The 17,771-nt window shown below is 37.6% G+C and carries 14 protein-coding genes; 7 read left to right on the top strand and 7 right to left on the bottom strand.

What is annotated here, in order from left to right; all coding sequences use genetic code 11:
* The first annotated feature begins 1,038 nt into the window (after positions 1 to 1,038).
* Positions 1,039 to 4,146 carry an amino acid adenylation domain-containing protein gene (locus M2372_RS19420; protein WP_123320346.1) on the top strand — a complete coding sequence of 1,036 codons (3,108 nt, stop codon included), beginning with the start codon at positions 1,039 to 1,041 and terminating at the stop codon, positions 4,144 to 4,146.
* 67 nt (positions 4,147 to 4,213) lie between these two features.
* On the opposite strand, the gene M2372_RS19415 is transcribed toward M2372_RS19420, so the two are convergent.
* Positions 4,214 to 5,437, bottom strand: coding sequence for a spondin domain-containing protein (locus M2372_RS19415; RefSeq protein ID WP_123320347.1), 1,224 nt, complete (start codon positions 5,435 to 5,437; stop codon positions 4,214 to 4,216).
* A gap of 196 nt (positions 5,438 to 5,633) precedes the next feature.
* On the opposite strand from M2372_RS19415, the gene M2372_RS19410 reads away from it, so the two are divergent.
* Positions 5,634 to 5,915 carry a hypothetical protein gene (locus M2372_RS19410; protein ID WP_148060793.1) on the top strand — a complete coding sequence of 94 codons (282 nt, stop codon included), beginning with the start codon at positions 5,634 to 5,636 and terminating at the stop codon, positions 5,913 to 5,915.
* Between the two features lie 18 nt (positions 5,916 to 5,933).
* On the opposite strand, the gene M2372_RS19405 is transcribed toward M2372_RS19410, so the two are convergent.
* Both M2372_RS19405 and M2372_RS19400 read right to left on the bottom strand, forming a co-directional pair.
* Positions 5,934 to 6,410, bottom strand: coding sequence for a YdeI/OmpD-associated family protein (locus M2372_RS19405; RefSeq protein WP_123320349.1), 477 nt, complete (start codon positions 6,408 to 6,410; stop codon positions 5,934 to 5,936).
* Positions 6,411 to 6,486: 76 nt separating this feature from the next.
* Positions 6,487 to 8,691: a S46 family peptidase gene (locus M2372_RS19400; protein WP_123320616.1), complete on the bottom strand. Its 2,205-nt coding sequence runs from the start codon at positions 8,689 to 8,691 to the stop codon at positions 6,487 to 6,489.
* An 86-nt stretch (positions 8,692 to 8,777) separates the two neighbouring features.
* Here M2372_RS19400 and M2372_RS19395 point away from each other — a divergent pair, with 86 nt between their 5' ends.
* Complete coding sequence (locus tag M2372_RS19395) at positions 8,778 to 9,212, top strand: META domain-containing protein (RefSeq protein WP_228455754.1); 435 nt, start codon at positions 8,778 to 8,780, stop codon at positions 9,210 to 9,212.
* Positions 9,213 to 9,321: 109 nt separating this feature from the next.
* Here M2372_RS19395 and M2372_RS19390 read toward each other — a convergent pair whose 3' ends face one another.
* The 4 genes from M2372_RS19390 to M2372_RS19375 all read right to left on the bottom strand — a co-directional run bounded on the left by M2372_RS19390 (position 9,322) and on the right by M2372_RS19375 (position 13,640).
* Positions 9,322 to 9,732 carry a hypothetical protein gene (locus M2372_RS19390; RefSeq protein WP_115968389.1) on the bottom strand — a complete coding sequence of 137 codons (411 nt, stop codon included), beginning with the start codon at positions 9,730 to 9,732 and terminating at the stop codon, positions 9,322 to 9,324.
* Positions 9,733 to 9,738: 6 nt separating this feature from the next.
* Positions 9,739 to 12,288, bottom strand: a complete 2,550-nt coding sequence (locus M2372_RS19385; RefSeq protein WP_123320350.1) for a collagen-like protein — start codon at positions 12,286 to 12,288, stop codon at positions 9,739 to 9,741.
* 5 nt (positions 12,289 to 12,293) lie between these two features.
* Positions 12,294 to 12,773, bottom strand: coding sequence for a T9SS type A sorting domain-containing protein (locus M2372_RS19380; protein ID WP_123320351.1), 480 nt, complete (start codon positions 12,771 to 12,773; stop codon positions 12,294 to 12,296).
* A 159-nt stretch (positions 12,774 to 12,932) separates the two neighbouring features.
* Positions 12,933 to 13,640: a LytTR family DNA-binding domain-containing protein gene (locus M2372_RS19375; RefSeq protein WP_228455755.1), complete on the bottom strand. Its 708-nt coding sequence runs from the start codon at positions 13,638 to 13,640 to the stop codon at positions 12,933 to 12,935.
* Positions 13,641 to 13,835: 195 nt separating this feature from the next.
* Here M2372_RS19375 and hflX point away from each other — a divergent pair, with 195 nt between their 5' ends.
* The 4 genes from hflX to M2372_RS19355 are packed head-to-tail and all read left to right on the top strand — an operon-like array spanning position 13,836 to position 17,742.
* Positions 13,836 to 15,059, top strand: coding sequence for a GTPase HflX (gene hflX / locus M2372_RS19370; protein ID WP_123320352.1), 1,224 nt, complete (start codon positions 13,836 to 13,838; stop codon positions 15,057 to 15,059).
* The gene (locus tag M2372_RS19365) at positions 15,059 to 15,688 is read left to right on the top strand and encodes a DUF4919 domain-containing protein (protein WP_123320353.1); all 630 of its coding nucleotides are present in this window, start codon (positions 15,059 to 15,061) and stop codon (positions 15,686 to 15,688) included. Before hflX ends, M2372_RS19365 begins: the two co-directional genes overlap by 1 nt.
* Positions 15,689 to 15,711: 23 nt before the next feature.
* Positions 15,712 to 16,998: a sodium:proton antiporter gene (locus tag M2372_RS19360; protein WP_123320354.1), complete on the top strand. Its 1,287-nt coding sequence runs from the start codon at positions 15,712 to 15,714 to the stop codon at positions 16,996 to 16,998.
* Positions 16,999 to 17,019: 21 nt separating this feature from the next.
* Positions 17,020 to 17,742 (top strand): DNA alkylation repair protein, encoded by a 723-nt coding sequence (locus M2372_RS19355; protein WP_115968379.1) that lies wholly within the window; start codon positions 17,020 to 17,022, stop codon positions 17,740 to 17,742.
* The last annotated feature ends 29 nt before the right edge of the window (positions 17,743 to 17,771 follow it).

Below are 17,771 nucleotides of genomic sequence, written 5' to 3'. Positions count from 1 at the left end.
GTCATTGTTTTTTTGAACTAAAACCATGGTTATACTATTTATTATCACAATAATACTGATCGTTTTGCAGGTTACAAACCGAAATATTTGGGGTGTTTATCTGTTAAATTATTTTTTTGGGATTATGATCATGATTATTTTACAGCATTATGAGTATAAAGGAGTCTATCTGGGGCAGGGTGGAGGTACCCTTATTATGATGTTTTATATATTTTACTTTTCAATCCTTTTTTTTGGATCATTACTTTATTGGATGGATAAGGACAATAGAAAAGTGTACTATTTTGTTGTTCCAGTTATTATTTATTTTTTGCTGGTAATGAGTTTGTTTTCTGATAAAGGTTATTCCTTGTGGGGGATTTTATTTTTAGCATTCTTTCCAACTCACCTTTATTCCTATTTTACATTGAAAAAGCTAGGACGTTTGTAATATTCAGACGTCTGTATGGAGATGTTGTTATGTATTTTATTTACGGAGTGTATTGCTTATTTTATAAAATAATACTTGCTGTGCATTATTTCTTTTTAAGATGAATTCTTAGTGGTTGTTATTTTTTTTTAATCTATTCTATTGTCATTCAGGTTGTTTTTTGCGCAAGTTAAATCTCTTATGTGGGATTATGTTGTAATTATGTAACAATTTATTCGTTTTATTATGTTAAATTTGATTATTAAATTATTAAAAATATCATATTATGACATTAAAATTATTAAAAAGAAAAACGAATTTCTATTAAAACCAAACATGAAAGAATAAAATATTCTTTCTATTCTTTTTTGAGAGTAATAAGTAAAGAGCGTCTTTATTTATAGTTCTGTTCACTGAACAGATCACCTGAACTTCTCTACATCTACCATTTACAGGCTTTTTATATAAAATACACATTGAATTCTTCAGTTGTGCTTATACTGTATACTCTGTTCTTCTCTAGGCTTATTGGATAGGGAAATAAGTTTACTGTCAGATTATTAGCTGTAAAATGAGGCTTAATGGAGAAGTGATAAAAACTAAACTTTTAACCAAATTACATCATTACAATGTCAAACTCAACACCAACTTTAGAAACCCATTCATTGGGAACCTCCGTCTTGTTGTCTTCCGGAGACAGAGAAAAACTTTTAAATGACTTTAATAAAACAGGGTGGGATTACAAACAGGAAGAAACTCTGGTATCCCTTTTCAGAAAGCAGGTGGAGCTTCGTCCTGATCATATTGCTGCAATATTTCAGGAGCAGTCTATTACTTATAAAGAACTGGACGAGGGAAGTAACCGTCTGGCTAATAAATTATTAGCTGAAGGAATTAAAGAAAAGATGTTCGTTCCTATATGGCTTGACCGTTCTATTGAGTGGCTAATAGCGGTTCTTGGAGTTGTAAAAACGGGTGCAGCTTATGTTCCGATAGATCCGGCATATCCCGTAAAAAGGGTAGAATATATAATTTCAGATACCAATTCTGAGATTATAATTACGAATTCTCATCTTGGCCTACAGCTGTCGGAAAATAATAATAGAGAAGTCTTTCATCTTGATGGCGTGGCGGACCTGGAGTCTTTTTCTTCAGAACAGCTGGAAGTTGAAATTCATCAGGACGCTCTTGCATATACAATTTATACCTCTGGGTCTACTGGAAAACCTAAAGGAGTAATGATTACCCATCAGGCCATTCAACATTTGGTAACATGGCACAACCATCACTTTCATGTGGATCATACCTCACATCTCACTATTGTTGCAGGTTTGGCATTTGATATCTCAGTGTGGGAAACATGGTCGGCACTCACTGCCGGGGCTACACTTTTTATGGCAGAGAACGAAGAAAGAGCAGAAGCTTCTGCTTTGGTAGATTATTATTACAGAAATCATATTACCCATGGCTTTGTACCGGCAGTACTGGCTCCTGCTGTGGTGGAACATACCGGAAACTTTCCTGATTTGAAACTGAAATATCTTTTTACAGGTGGAGAGAAACTGAAGCCGGTATTAACTGCAGAGTTAAGTTATGAATTGATTGATTATTATGGACCAACCGAATGTACAGTATTTGCAACATTCAAAAAAGTTAAAGATGTTGGTGGAAAGTATGTATCTTCAATAGGCAGGCCTATAGCAAACGCCAAAGCTTATATTTTAACAGAGAAGATGGAACTGTTACCCGTAGGAGCTATCGGTGAGTTATATATAGGTGGAGACCTTTTGGCTAAAGGCTATCTTAATAATGAAGAGCTCACTACTGAAAAGTTTATGACTAATCCATTTAGAAAAGAAGAAAAACTATACCGTACTGGAGATCTGGCCAAGTGGCTTCCCGATGGAGATATTGAATTTTTAGGAAGAATAGATAATCAGATAAAAATCCGTGGATTTCGGGTAGAGCTGGGAGAGATAGAAAGGACTCTGAGCCAGCAGGAGAATGTACAGGAAGCTACTGTGATCACAAAAGAAACAACGGGAAGCAATAAATACCTTATCGCTTTTATTGTTGCAAAACAAAGTTCTGAGAAAGATGTTAACTCTGTCAGAAACTTACTGAAAGAAGAATTACCAGGATATATGATTCCTGCCCAGATTATTTTTATAGATAAAATTCCACTTACAGCCAATGGGAAGACAGATTCCGATGCTTTAAAAGATCTGGCAGATAAGGAGGCGAAAGATCTGGTTTCCTTTGAGCCACCAACTAATGAAACAGAAAGAATAATATCGGATATATGGTCTACAGAGCTGGAACGTCCTGTGATTAATATTACAGATAACTTCTTTGACATCGGAGGAAACTCATTGTTGGTCGCTGTAGTGGCAGTAGCACTGGAAAGAAGACTTGATACAAAAGTATACCTTCGAGATATTTATCAGTATCCCGTATTGCAGCAACTTTCGGAAATTTTAATTGTCAGGTCTAAAGAAGCGAGGGAATCAGTGCCGGTAGAAGATGTAGAGCCTTATGTAGAGCTGCAGCAGGATGTTTATCTTGCCCCAGGAACAGTATTTGAAGGCGATTTTGACCCCAAACAACTGGAAAATCCATCAGTTATTTTTTTAACCGGAGTTACGGGATTTGTAGGGATTCACCTTGTACAGGAACTTTTAGATACAACAAGTGCTGATATCTATTGTCTGGTAAGAGCTCAGGATGATTTTCAGGCTAAAGAAAAAATTGATCGTTGTTATAAACAATTTGCCATTCCTCAAAAAGAAGAGCAGCAATCAAGAATTATTCCTGTGATTGGTGATCTCTCACAACCATCATTGGGTCTTTCTGAAGAAACATATACAATGCTGGCAGAAAAGACAGACCTGATTTATCATTCAGGAAGTTCCGTAAATTTCATAGAACCATATTCTTATATGAAAGCACCGAATGTAGAAGGGCTGAGAGAAATTATAAAACTCGCAGGGGCGGAAAGAATAAAATGTTTGGCACTGCTATCCACAATATCAGTGTATAGCTGGGGACATCTGTTTACCGGTAAAACTGTGATGCTGGAATCTGATGATATTGCTCAGAACCTGATGTCAGTAAGCAAAGATATTGGCTATGTAAGAAGCAAATGGGTGATGGAAGCTATTGCAGATCTGGCCGCTAAAGAAGGGTTACCGCTCATTACCTACCGATTAGGATATGCGATGTGCCATAGTGAAACGGGGGCAAGTGCACCATATCAATGGTGGTCGGGATTAGTAAAAAACTGTGTGGAATTCCAGTCTTATCCGGCATTGACGGAATTGAGAGAAGGTTTGATTACTGTTGACTATATGACCAGATCTATGGCTTATATTACAAAAAATAAAGAAGCTATAGGCAAGAAATTCAATCTAATTGCCAGCCCGGAAACGAATCTTACCTTAGAAGGCTTCTTCGGACTCATGAAAAAGCATTATCCGTTTATACTCAAAGATCTCCCTTACAAAGAATGGCGAAAACAATGGGAAGATGACAGTAAAAACAGGCTGTATCCGCTGACTAGTCTTTTCAGGGATAATATGCATGAAGGTTTATCCACTGTTGAATTATATCAGAATACCTATGTGTGGGATTGTTCCAATGTGATTCAATTCCTGGAAGGATCAGAGATTAAAGAACCCGTATTTGATAAAAAGCTATTAGATGCTTATTTAAAGTATCTCGGAATCTCAGTTTTGTAAGTTTTAAGCTTTGGAAATAAAATACCAGACAGAAACTGTCTGGTATTTTTAAATTCATTGTATGAATTTAATTCACTGTTACTTTAATCACATTTTGTACAGCGGGAATAGGATATTGGGTTCCAACCTTTGAAATTACCATATTTTCACTTTTTGGAGTCCCCCCGAATAAAGCCTGGCGGTTTCCTGCTCCTGGATATTGATCTACACCTGTTCCGGAATCAAATAATGTAGTTTTTGAACTAAGATTTCCCTTTACAGTGGCATCAATGCTTGTCTCATTAGCATAGAACCAGTCATTGGAAAAACCAAACATGGTAGCATAGGCAATTTTATCACCCTGATCTGCTGTGAATTTAGTCATGATCTTATTTCCCGGAGGAACAGGAGCATTCCCGGCAACGTAGATCCCTTTAATACCAGGGAAAGATTTTAAACTGTTTTGCAGTTTGCTTACATTTCCGGTTTGCGCAATTTCTTTTAGTCCCATTCCATTATCCATTTTTCCCAATTCATAGATAGGGTTTTTATCTCCACGATAAATAACCACCAAAGCAGGAGAAAGGCCTGTCATGATTCCTGTATTTGCGTTAAGCTTTGCTTTCATTTTATCAATATTTCCCATTTGAGCAATATCCGTAATTTCAGGATTAGATAAAGAGTTGGGAGTGAAAAACGGAACAGAGTTCAATAATTGAGTTCCATTGTAATTGGAAACAGCCCAGACTCCAGGAGAAAAAGGTGTTTCATTAGCCGTTCCACCTGAAGTATTGGTGATGGTTAAAGTAAATTCGGACGTTGTCTCATTATAGGAGAGGTTAAGTTTCATCAGTTGTGAAGCATTCACATTGGAAACCTGAGTGATAGGTTTATTTTCCGCTTGTCCGGTCATGTTATCTTTCGTTCCGTTATCCCATAGCAATACACTTGAAGAAACATCTCCAGTGATGGCTGTTCCATTGTCGGTAAACAGTTTGATACCTGGTTGTTTCGAAGCAAAGAACCAATCTTTAGAGGCTCCGTACATAGTAGCAAACATAAGAGCCTGCGCTTTTCCCGCGCTGAATGTAATAGATGCAGACTGTCCTGGTAAAATAATTGGAGGTGTACCAGTTCCCTGAAAACTTCCACTTTCCACAAAATCTTTAGGAGTAACAACATTTTCAAAAGTAATGGTCCTTTGAGATGGGATGTCCATCATGTTATTGTCTGAATCATTGCAGGCTGAAAGTGTAAATGCAGTCATAATTCCTGCTACAGATGCTGTAATTTTTAAAAAGGTCTTTTTCATAACAGTGATTTTTTATAGTTATGATCATAGTCGGGGCCTTTTTAAAATCCTGACAGAAAAAGATTATATTTTTTTGATGATACAGGATCAGATTGTTTTGAGAGACTTTTATATTGGAAATAATACGTCGAGTTTTGTCGCTGTAGATAAGAATCTTTGCACCAGAATAACAAATATTATAATTAAAAGAAAAATAATGGATAATTATATAATAATGGCTAAAGACTTTGTCGCTAATGAGAGTATGGTGGTAGATCTTACATCTGCCGGGTTTGAAAATAGAGTAGGTTCATTGGTGTTTCAAAATCAAAGTGGGCAATCAGCACGATTTCTATGGCAGTCCCATAGTTTGGAAAAGGCAGGCTATTTTAAAGAAGTTATCAATGATCTTGGAGTGAAGATTGCCCATTATGATGGCTTCCTGACAGTAACCAATGGAGGAGGGGGACAATATCTGAAAGCAGAATTAAAAGAGTAATATCTTAAGGAAATGAGGTTAGATTCCCCTTTTTCCGTTCAAAATCATCTGAATCATTTTGATCTTTCTGTTTTCTCTTGTCTCTGGCTTTTTAGCATCATCAATCCAGCGGATATATTCTTTTTTGTGAGTATAGCTCATTGTATCGAATAATGCTTTGGCTTCAGGGTTTTCTTTAAAAACAAGAGCAATATCATCGGCTATTTCAACAGTCCGTTCTTCTTTATCTTCAAGGAGAGAGACGGTAACCTCATCCCCAAAAGTTTTCCCCAGCTGTTTTCTTACCTCTTGTGTCAGTCCTAAAATATGGCAGTCAGATTTCATTTTAACCAGGCTTCCACGATATTCAACCTTACCGTCAAATATGGCTTTAATTTTTACCTGCCCTTTTTTATTAAATAACTCTTCTGTTGAAAAGGGAAACTCCACAAAAGCAGCATTCATTTCTCCGTTTTGCTTAATGATGGCTGTGAATAATATAGGCTGAATACTCATGGGTAATATTTTAATATTCAAAAATAAAAAAACCGTGAAAATTACTTTCACGGTTTTAAAAATATATCAGATAAGATTATTTTTTCTTTGTTTTCTTAGGCATTGCTGTAGTACCTGAGTTTTTAGTTTTTGTATCAGCCGGAGTGTTTGCATCTCTTACAAGCTTTAATTCATCAACTAATCTTCTTGCACCTGCAAATTTATCGATTGTCCAAAGAACGAAACGAACGTCTACGTTGATTGTTTTTTGCCATTCTTGTTCAAATACAATATCACCGCTTAATGCTTCGCTGTTTCCGTCAAATGCAATACCGATAAGGTTTCCATCCCCGTCAATTACCGGAGAACCAGAGTTACCTCCTGTAATGTCATTGTTAGAAAGGAAGTTTACAGGCATATATCCTTTTGCATCAGCATACTGTCCGAAATCTTTAAGGTTATAAAGATCGATAACTCTTTGAGGAAGATCGAATTCTTCATCACCTTTCTTGTATTTTCCAACAAGACCAGACATGTCTGTATAATAGTTATCTGTAACCCCGAAATAGTTTCTGTCTTCTCTGATAGGAAGCTTATCTACAGTACCGTAAGTTAATCTCATGGTAGAGTTAGCATCCGGATAGAATTTCTTCTCAGGCATAGCCTTCACTAAACCAGCTAAGAACAGACGGCTGTTTTTTGCAAAGTTATCATCTACTTTAACATATTTTTCAGTGTTCATTTTCTGATCTGCAACAATGCCGTTTGCAGCTTTCCAAAGTGGATCAGCATCAAGTTTTAAAGCATCTGGATTCAATAAGAAGTTAGTTGCAGAAGTTTTGTTTGCGAAAATAGAAGAATAAGCTAGGTTAGAAATTGCTTTAGCATCTAATCCTAAGATCGTAGCAGAAGCAACATCCTTATTTACTCTTGCCTGGTAAAGACTAGTCATTGAAGCAAGCATATCTCCTTCTAATGAAGGACTGAAATTTTCGTAAGCTGCTTTAATAGCCGCTTCAGTTTTAGCTTTCATAGCCAGTCTTCCCTGCATATCCTGAGCAGCATAAGCTTTTAAAACAGAGCCTAGCTGTAAAGCAAGAGAAACATATTTAGCATTTCTTGAGAACTGAGAAGCATAGTTTCTCTCAACATTTCTGTCAGACGTTTGTTTGTAATATACACTGATATCGTCTAGAATACCATCGTACATAGTATTTCCTGGTTGAGCTGCCCATGTTTTAAACTGGTCCTCAATAGCTTTCTTATCAGTGATGGTTCCGTTCTTCATTACGGCATCAATCGTTCCCTGTCTGTTTTTCCAGTAGTTAGCTACAGAAGCATACTGAGAAGCATAGTTAAGCTGAGTTGCTTTATCCTTATCCATGTACTTCTTCATAACATCCATCGCAGTTTTGGAAGCTTCAACCCAAGCCGGGTAGTCTTTACCTACCATCTGCTGAATTCCGTAAGAAGTCAAATAACGGTTTGTTCTACCTGGATATCCTAAGATCATTGAGAAATCTCCTGGCTTAATTCCTTTAAGAGAAACTGGTAAGAAGTGCTTAGGCTTCATAGGAACGTTGCTTGGAGAATATTCAGCAGGATTTCCTGCAGCATCAGCATACACTCTGAAAACAGTAAAGTCTGCAGTGTGTCTTGGCCACTCCCAGTTATCAGTATCACCACCGAATTTTCCTAATGATGAAGGTGGAGCACCTACTAATCTTACGTCTTTATAATCCTGGTATACGAAAAAGTAGAATTCGTTTCCGTTGAAGAAATCTTTTACAACTACAGTATATTTTCCGTTTTCAGAGTTTTCTGTTTGGATGGCTTTAGTTTCAGCATCAATTACAGCTTTTCTCTCTGCTCCGGTCATATTGTTGTTTAGCTTGGATGTGATTCTCTGAGTGGCATCATCCATTCTCACTAAAAATCTTACATAAAGATCCTTTGCATTGAACTCGTCTTTCTGTTTCATTGCCCAGAAACCGTTTTTCAAATAATCTTTTTCCGGAGTAGAAGCAGCAGCTACTGCTCCGTAACCGCAGTGGTGGTTCGTGAATAAAAGTCCTTTATCAGAAACAATCTCCCCAGTACAGAAACCACCGAAACTTACGATAGCGTCCTTTAAGCTGGAATTGTTAACTGAATAAATTTCCTCAGGCGTTAGATGCAGACCTTCTTTTTGCATATCAACACCGTTAAGTCTTTTGATGAGCATTAGCAGCCACATCCCCTCATCCGCCCTCATCTGAGCAAAGCCCAGCAAGAAAGTGAATAGTAGAAATAGTCTTTTCATTTTATAAAATAATTTTTGTGTTGCTAATTTACTAATTTTTACGATATTCTGTCCCGGATTGGTATGAAAATGGGATGAAAATCCGCATGAAAAAAATACTATTCCCCCTTTTTGCAATATTATTTCTGGGACTTGTTTTAAATTGCTCTGCTGTTCCGGATAAAAATCCATACCTCCAAAGACAATGGATGCTGGTTTCTTTTGCTGGTTTTTCTAAAGATCAGCTGATTGCCCATAAAGCTGAAATGAATCTGACAGGGAAGCTGGACAACGGTAAAATTCAGGGAAATGCATACATGGGTTGCAACCAGATGTCCTTTACTTCCGAATTTAAAAAAGATGGGATAGTGAAGATTTCCCAGGGAATAAGCACAATGAAAGCATGCCAGGATATGAACCTGGAAAGCTCTTTTCAGAAAAAAATTGAAACCATGACGAAATATTCTGTAGAAGGACACTTCCTTACATTGTCAGACAATCAAGGGAACACAATGAAATTTGTTGCTGCTGATTGGGATTGATACTCTCAGTTTCTTCAATATAAAAGTCCGCCATTGAGCGGACTTCTTTTTGTTTGAAAAATCTAGTTTGGTTATCAGTTTTTATGGGCTATTAGTTTTAAGAGGGTTACTAGTTTTTAGGAATAGTTTTTTTTATTTCTTCCAAAGTTGCTGTGTTGGGTAGCCCGATAATTGTTTTTGTGTTCCTAGAATTGATGGAGTTGTGAGATGCCTGTCTGTTGGGAATAGTTCTTTTTATTTCTTCGAGTGTTGCTGTATTGGGAAGAGTCTTTCCTGAGTCATGAGAAGCTTTAGGTTTCTGTTCCTGTTTTTTCACCTCCAGTCCCTGATCCGAAGTAAGTCCTGTATGAGCCGTTTGCTTTTCTATATTTTCTTTGGCCTCCTGCATCAGTTTTGACTCCTGTTCCTTAATCTGTTTCAAAGCCTGTGTCTGATCTTCCCCAGAAGTGGTTTGCTTATTTTCCTGAGCGTAAATAATAGTGCTTAAGAATAATAACGGGATGATATATGCTGTTTTCATAATGGTTTATTTTATGTTGACTAATACTTGAATTTTTCCAATCCCTTTTTGGTCATAATCCTGAAGAGCTTTTCCTATAACCTGTCCTATTTTTACCTTTTTAGGATTTGCTTTCATAGCGATACCTTTTTTGGATGAGGTTACCAAAAGATCACCTCTTTTTATTTTTCCGTTTTCAAGACATACTTTGGTAGGGATAACTCCAATAACGCCCATTGGAACTTTATTGGAAATATCAGTATCAATATGTTCTTCTGTTAAAAGTACCCCAGGTTTGGTGGCATATACTCCGGCTACAAGATTGGAATAAGGAGCTGAAGATTTTTCTACCGTTCTGTCAGAGTTTGTGGAAATAACCAATATATCACCAGGTTCATATTCAGAAATAGTTCCTTCTACATCAAATGCTTCTGCCACGTCTGCACCACTATTTTGTGTCCCACCATTAAAATAACCTGTTCCTGCTTTATTGATACGGGCTACATTGACGGATGCATTTTGATAGGTGGCAATATTACCCGATGGCCCCTGATGGTTGATAAGTAGAGTAGAACCTGTACCATTAGTAGTTATATGAACCACCGCTTGGCCATTAGCACTGTTGAAGTTGGCGAATCTACCTGCCTTACCAGTACCAAAGTTGGGGATAAAACCAGAAATCGCATTACCAGGTCCGTCACAAGAAGCCTCAATACCATCTCCATTTCCGCCTGCATTAGCAGTGATGGCATTTCCGTTTCCATCTGTTAAAGCTAGTACCGAAGGGCCATTTCCAGCCACATTTGATGCATGAAATAAGCCGGCATAGCCACCGGTTCCTGAAGAAACTCCATATATACCGGCTGTTCCGAAATTCGCAAACTGTGAGTTTACTTCACCTTTTACAGCAGCAGATGTTCCGGTAGTCCTGTCTACTTTGAAATTCCCTGCAATACCATTTCCAACCGTTTTTACTGTTATGACATCGCTGGTGTTAGCATCATTGAAAATTTCAAACCTTCCGGCTCTTCCGGTAGAAAAAGTTGGGACCCAAGCATAGAGGGCATTTCCGGCTCCGTCAATATTGGTTTCTACACCGTTTCCGTCTTTACCTGCATTAGCAGTAATGGCATTTCCGTTTCCATCAGTTAAAGCAATAAGTGAAGCTCCGTTTCCTGCGGGATTTGATGCATAGAATAAACCAGCACGTCCTCCGGTTCCGGATGAAACTCCAAAAACTGCAGCAGCCCCGAAGTTTCCGAAAATAGTATTTACCTCACCCCTTACAGCAGCGCCTACACTATTGTTATTATCGAGTACAAAAGAAGCTGCATTACCTTGGGTGTTATCGGGTATATTTCCGTTACCATTACTTTGTACCTCAAAAGTATTCCCTGTTGTATTAGTCTGGTTAAAGTTTTCAAATCTACCCGCCCGTCCGGTACTGTTATTTAATCCTACTTGCCCATAAACACCTATACCCGTACCGGATGTACTTGTTGAAATGAAACCTCTCACACCATATCCACCACCATCATTCCGGCCTACTACAGCTCCGGCAATATCACTGGTTGTAAGTCCAACAACTGCTTCTCCGTTTCCTGTGTTACTTCCTATAACCCCTGCGGATGATTGAGCTGTAGTGATTCCATGAATAGCAAAACCTGCTCCTGTAGCACTTTTTACCCCAGCCCCATTTCCACTAGTGGTAACATTAACAGCAGTTCCGTTTCCTACAGTAGAAACACTGAGAGCATTATTATTATTAGCATTATTGAAGATAGATATACTTGCCGGGATTCCATTATTACTAGTGGCTGTAAGACCAGTTCCTGCATTACTGTTGGCGTATACACCTGTTCCATTAGCTGTTGCATTTCCATATACTCCCAATCCATTAGGAGTTGTACCGTATACTCCCCATCCGCTTCCGGCATGGCTTCCGTATGCTCCTATACCAAGTCCTCCTGTTCCATTATTGATTCCTCGTACTGCAGATGAGAATCCTCCTGGAGCTGCACTGGTAACAATCCCTCTTACTGCGGCAATATTGGATGTGGTTGTGTTATTATTACCTTCTAAGGAAGTTCCGTCTCCATCATTTGTTAGCGAAAATAGAGTGCCGGCATTATTTACGGTGTTTGTATAAGGGATAGTGAAGCTACCACCACCGCCTCCGGCTGATTTTGCATACATGGCATACGGAACACTCAGTAACTGGCTGGTTCCTGCTATGGTATAGTTTGTTCCACCCGAAGGATCAGTTTCTGTTTTTAAATAATAGCTTCCTGAAGGCCAGTCGATAGTAGCAAATGTTCCTGAAAGAACAGTTCCTGTTCCTATTTCCATAGTGGTTAGTCCATTGGCGTTGGTATTACCAGTAAGCCGTTCTGAGTAAACCAGAGTACCTGCAGGTGATCCCTGTAATATACTTACTTTAATAGCAATTCCCTGATTGGTCAATAGCTGTCCTGATCCGTTTCTTACGACAGCCTGATAACTCATTTTTTCAGGAACCTGTGACAGTCCCATAAAGAGACCGGACAGAATCCAGAACAGTAATAATATTTTTTTCATGGTGATTATTTTTTGATTATTTTAAAAGTTTTTATATTTTCTCCATGCAGATTAATTCTGATGATATACATGGCAGAAGGGATATCGGAGAAATTGAGCTCAGATTTTGACTGTAAGATCACATTTTTTCGGATTAATTTTCCTTGTGCATCGAATAGCTGGTATTCTGCATCTTTAAAATTATGGGTTGTAAAGTCCAGATACAGATAATCTTTAAAAGGATTTGGGTAAAGTAAAATGCCTTCCAGATTTGTTGATAATGCTTCATGAGTGGCAAGTGCTACAATCTCATAAGGCTGTTGAACACCTTCCGTAATTTGATCTCCAGCTCCTTTGTAGAGGTAGGCTGCCTGACCAATACTGTAGGAAACAGAACCGTTGCCTCCTGAAATATCCGTTCCGGTAGGAAGAATGGCTGACTGGGCTTTCAGGTATGAGAGGGAGGTGGCAAGCAGTAAGAGGCAATAAATAGATTTTTTTTTCATGGATAACAGTTTTTAAGGTTATGAATTCAAGTTGTTCCATAAGAAATTTGGGAAGACTAAATTACTACCTATCATGACCTGCTCACCGAAAAATAGACTAACGGCAGAAATAATCGACCAATGGCGTTTTGTGAATTATGGTTGATGTTTAACAGCTTTCTAAGGTTCAAAGAAAGACAGATTATTTTTATAAGCTCTGCCGATGGGAAGTTTGATGCGATGGATGAGTTCTATTTCATGACAGCTCTTTCCACGGATGAGGTGTTTGGGTACAGCATAGCTCCTGTGTATTCTGACAAAAGAATCAAAAAAACTTTTATGTAAAAGATTACCTAAAGAATCAAGAATACAGTGTTTTTTTTCAAGAGTGATGATTCGGGTGTAATCTTTGAGTGCTTCCAGATAAAGAATATCTGCCTTTCTGATCTGAAAAATGTTTCCGCTTTCCTTGATTTTAATAAAATCGTGCCCCAGCATAACATCATAGCATTCGCATTTATCCTTTACCTTGAAAAACTCGAAAAGTCTCTGCATAGAATAATGGAAACGTTCTGAAGTGAGAGGTTTGGTGATAAAGTCCAGGGTATTAAGCTCAAAAACACAGGCAGCAAGTTCCGGATGGGAGCTCACAAAGATACAGGCAGGAATTCTATGGGCTAATTTGCGGAATTCCAGGCCGCTCATCCCTTTTAAATTGGTTTCAGTGATCAGAAGATCAATAGGAAGTTCGAGGTAAGGAATTGCTTTTTCAGCCGAATCAAATGATGCGACAATCTCTATATTCTCGTATTGTTTAATATAATGCTGAAGAACCAGCCTGTCCAGTTCATCATCATCAATAATCATACATCTAATATGGGTAATCATGATCTTCTGGAAATTAATTTTTAAGTTAAAAGTTTAAAAATCAGAAAATTATTATATAAAGTTATTGATTTTTTATAAAATAATAAAGGGTTGGTCTTAAATTTATATTAAAAAATGTTATTAACTAAAAATTGATTTTGTTTTTTTTCTGAAAAATATTATCTTGTAAAAATCATAAACATAGACAGAACTTTAATGTTAGAAAAGAAAGAACATAATTATGAGAAAGCAGTCCTGGTGGGCATTATTACCCAAAATCAGGATGAAGAAAAACTGGTGGAATATATGGATGAACTGGAGTTTTTGGCTTTCACAGCGGGGGCAACCGTACAAAAACGTTTTACCCAAAAATTAACACAGCCTGACTCCAAAACCTTTATTGGAAGCGGAAAAGCACTCGAAATAAAAGAATATGTAAAGGAAAATGAAATAGGAACAGTAATTTTTGACGATGAACTTTCTCCTTCACAGCTTAAAAATCTGGAAAGAGAAATGGAGGTTAAAATCTTAGACCGTACCAATCTTATTCTTGATATTTTTGCACAAAGAGCACAGACCTCTTATGCAAGGACCCAGGTTGAATTAGCCCAATATCAATATCTTTTGCCTCGATTGACCAGAATGTGGACTCACCTGGAGCGTCAGAAGGGAGGTATCGGGATGAGAGGACCCGGGGAAACGGAAATTGAAACTGACCGTCGTATTATCCGTGACAGAATTACTTTATTGAAGGATAAACTGAAAATCATTGATAAGCAAATGGCTACTCAGCGTAACAATCGTGGAAAAGTAGTGCGTGCAGCTTTGGTAGGATACACAAACGTTGGAAAATCTACCTTGATGAATTCTATCTCAAAATCTGAGGTCTTTGCTGAAAATAAATTGTTTGCAACACTGGATACCACGGTGCGGAAAGTTGTAATCGGAAATCTTCCGTTTTTACTTACAGATACTGTAGGTTTTATCAGAAAATTGCCTACTCAGCTGGTAGAATCGTTTAAATCTACGCTGGATGAGGTTCGTGAAGCAGATCTTTTGATTCATGTGGTTGATATTTCTCACGAAAGTTTTGAAGATCACATTGACTCTGTTAATCAGATATTAATGGATATCAATGCCCATCAGAAACCGATGATTATGGTATTCAATAAAATTGATGGCTTTAGCTATGAGAAAAAAGATGATGATGATCTGACCCCCGGTACAAAGAAGAATGTTTCCCTTGAAGAATGGAAAAAAACTTGGATGGCCAAATCAAAGCACCCAACGGTTTTCATTTCTGCTTTAACGAAGGAAAACTTCCCGGAAATGAAAAAAATGATCTATGATGAGGTAATGAAGATTCATATTTCCAGATTCCCATATAATGATTTCCTTTTCGAGTACTTTGATGACGAAGAGGAAGAAAACAACAATTAATGAAATATCATTTTTTCCTATTATTCATTCTGTTTTCGGTTTTTGGGTTCGGCCAGAAATCAAAAGTAGATTTTAAAGCCATTGAAAAAAGTCTTAAAAGTTCTGATTCTCCGTACAATTACGAGAAACTTATTTTTAAATACAAAGGATATCCGAAGTCTCTGGATAGTATAGAAGCTCAGTATCTTTACTATGGAAGGAGCTTTAGAGATAGTAAAATAAGTACTTCAGATGAAGGATTCAAAAGTCTGGCGGAAGCTTTTAAGCAAAACAATTTTGAGGAATGTATCAAGCAGGGAAAGGTTCTGTATGATAAAGATCCTACCAATCTGGACATTCTGCTAATTCTGCTCAGAGCGTATGATTCTATAAAAGATGGAAACAATTTTATGCACCATCTGAGCCAGTTTCGTGCTTTGGCAGAGGGAATCAAGAGTTCAGGGGACGGAAAGTCTGAGAAAACTGCTTACCTTGTGAATTCGGTGGGAGATGAATACATTTTGCTGAATATTCTCAATATAGGAAATGATTATACAAGAGGATCCAAGCCTTCGAAGGACGGAATGTTTGATATCTGGGAAAAAGGTGGTCAGAAAATATACATCAAGGTCCTTTACTTAGACTTATAAATTAATTTTAAAAAGAACACTTAGTGGAATTATATTATTCATTTTCAGCATTAATCGTATTAGCATCCATATTCGCCTATCTTAATTACAGATTTTTAAAACTTCCAAGTACCATAGGGATCATGGTGATTGCCATTGTGGTTTCCATTTTCCTGGTATTATTCGGAGAAGCGATACTTCCAAGAACTTTCGGACACCTTAACAATTTGATGGAAAGCATTGACTTTACAGAAATTCTGATGGGTGCCATGCTTAATTTCCTTCTTTTTGCAGGGGGAATTCACATTAATATAAATGATCTTAAAGAACAATTCAGGCCCGTACTGATATTTTCTACTGTGGGAGTCGTAATTTCCACATTTGTAGTAGGTTTTGGGATGTTCTATTTACTTCCGTATGTAGGTGTTCAGCTTCCGTTTATTTATTGTCTTGTTTTTGGAGCCCTGATTTCACCTACCGATCCTGTGGCCGTTCTGAGTGTCCTGAAGCAGGCAAAAGTTTCCAAATCACTGGAAACAAAGGTTGCGGGGGAATCTCTTTTCAATGATGGTATGGCCGTTGTGGTCTTTACAGTAGTATTACAGCTTGCCGTTGGAAAAGAAGTAGATCTTGGAGTGGAAAGTATTGGACTCCTATTGCTTCATGAAGCAGGTGGAGGTCTTTTATTGGGAGTTCTGTTAGGTTGGATTACTTCAAGACTGATGCGTGAAGTAGATGATTATATTATTTCTGTACTGGTAACACTTTCTGTGGTGATGGGAGGTTATCTTATTGCAAGACAGATGCATATTTCAGGACCATTAACGATGGTAGCCGCAGGGTTATTTATGGGGAACTTTAATATGAACTTTAAAATGAAATCCGTTACTCAGGATTATTTAATTAAATTCTGGGAGCTTATTGACGAAATTCTGAATGCGGTATTATTTCTTTTCATCGGATTTGAGCTTTTAATGATTAAAGATCTGAAACATTTTATGATTCCAGGTTTACTGGCAATTTTTGTAGTGTTGTTTGCTAGATTTATTTCCATTTGGGGGCCCACCAAGTTTACTTCTCTGAGAAGAAGTTTTAGCCCACAAACAGTGAAAGTATTGGTTTGGGGAGGAATTCGCGGTGGTGTTTCCATTGCATTGGCGATGTCTATTCCTAAAAGTGAATATAGTGAAACCATCTTAAGTATTACGTACTGTGTAGTGGTATTCTCTATCATTGTTCAGGGACTTACCATCGCGAAAGTGGCTAATCCTAATCAGATTGTGAAAGAAGAGGAGGAGCAGGAAAATAATGCTTTAGAGGACAAAGTTTAGTTTTTAAAAAATTAGATAGTAATGAGTACTGGTGTCGTTAAAGAAATACAGGAAGCTCTGGCAGTTTTATCCATTCCTGAAAAAGCTGAATTCTTTCCAAGGTTTTTCAAAACGGGAAAAGGAGAATACGGTGAGGGAGATCTTTTTCTGGGTGTGAAAGTTCCGGATCAGAGGACTGTAGCTAAGGAGTACTACTCAAAAATCAGTTTAAAAGAACTGAGTGAAATACTTTCTTCAGGATATCATGAACATCGGCTGACAGCTCTTTTTATGCTGATCTCAAAGTTTGAAAAAACAAAAGATAAAGCGGTAAAAGATGAAATCATAGTATTTTATCTTAATCATCTGCCTTATGTTAATAATTGGGATCTGGTAGACTCCAGTTGTTATAAAATTCTGGGCAGATATGCTTATGAAAACAAGAAGGAAAACCTGTTGAGGGATCTTTCGGAAGCGGAGGAGATGTGGCATAAAAGAATTGCTGTTGTAGGAACCATGCATTACATCAAAAAAGGCTCTTATGATCTTACAAAGGAATTTGTAACCAGAAACCTGAAACATTCCCATGACCTGATGCATAAAGCCAATGGCTGGCTGCTGCGTGAAATGGGAAATAAGAACGAACAGGAGCTGCTTGGCTATCTGAATCAGTATTATAAAGAAATGCCGAGAACCTGTCTTCGTTATGCCATTGAAAAGCTGGACGAAGATCTCCGTCAGGATTATCTGAAAGGGCGTATTTAAAAAATAAACCCAGAAGTAGCGGAAAACAG

Source organism: Chryseobacterium sp. BIGb0232 (assembly GCF_024810195.1).
In the GTDB taxonomy this organism is placed as follows: domain Bacteria; phylum Bacteroidota; class Bacteroidia; order Flavobacteriales; family Weeksellaceae; genus Chryseobacterium; species Chryseobacterium pennae.
Note: the sequence above shows the minus strand (reverse complement) of the source record. Positions and strands in the feature narration are given on the sequence as shown.

Coding starts and splice junctions, on each gene's coding strand:
- M2372_RS19420 (WP_123320346.1), top strand. CDS start 1,039: ATGTCAAACTCAACACCAACTTTAGAAACCCATTCATTGGGAACCTCC.
- M2372_RS19415 (WP_123320347.1), bottom strand. CDS start 5,437: ATGAAAAAGACCTTTTTAAAAATTACAGCATCTGTAGCAGGAATTATG.
- M2372_RS19410 (WP_148060793.1), top strand. CDS start 5,634: ATGGATAATTATATAATAATGGCTAAAGACTTTGTCGCTAATGAGAGT.
- M2372_RS19405 (WP_123320349.1), bottom strand. CDS start 6,410: ATGAGTATTCAGCCTATATTATTCACAGCCATCATTAAGCAAAACGGA.
- M2372_RS19400 (WP_123320616.1), bottom strand. CDS start 8,691: ATGAAAAGACTATTTCTACTATTCACTTTCTTGCTGGGCTTTGCTCAG.
- M2372_RS19395 (WP_228455754.1), top strand. CDS start 8,778: ATGAAAAAAATACTATTCCCCCTTTTTGCAATATTATTTCTGGGACTT.
- M2372_RS19390 (WP_115968389.1), bottom strand. CDS start 9,732: ATGAAAACAGCATATATCATCCCGTTATTATTCTTAAGCACTATTATT.
- M2372_RS19385 (WP_123320350.1), bottom strand. CDS start 12,288: ATGAAAAAAATATTATTACTGTTCTGGATTCTGTCCGGTCTCTTTATG.
- M2372_RS19380 (WP_123320351.1), bottom strand. CDS start 12,773: ATGAAAAAAAAATCTATTTATTGCCTCTTACTGCTTGCCACCTCCCTC.
- M2372_RS19375 (WP_228455755.1), bottom strand. CDS start 13,640: ATGATTACCCATATTAGATGTATGATTATTGATGATGATGAACTGGAC.
- hflX (WP_123320352.1), top strand. CDS start 13,836: ATGTTAGAAAAGAAAGAACATAATTATGAGAAAGCAGTCCTGGTGGGC.
- M2372_RS19365 (WP_123320353.1), top strand. CDS start 15,059: ATGAAATATCATTTTTTCCTATTATTCATTCTGTTTTCGGTTTTTGGG.
- M2372_RS19355 (WP_115968379.1), top strand. CDS start 17,020: ATGAGTACTGGTGTCGTTAAAGAAATACAGGAAGCTCTGGCAGTTTTA.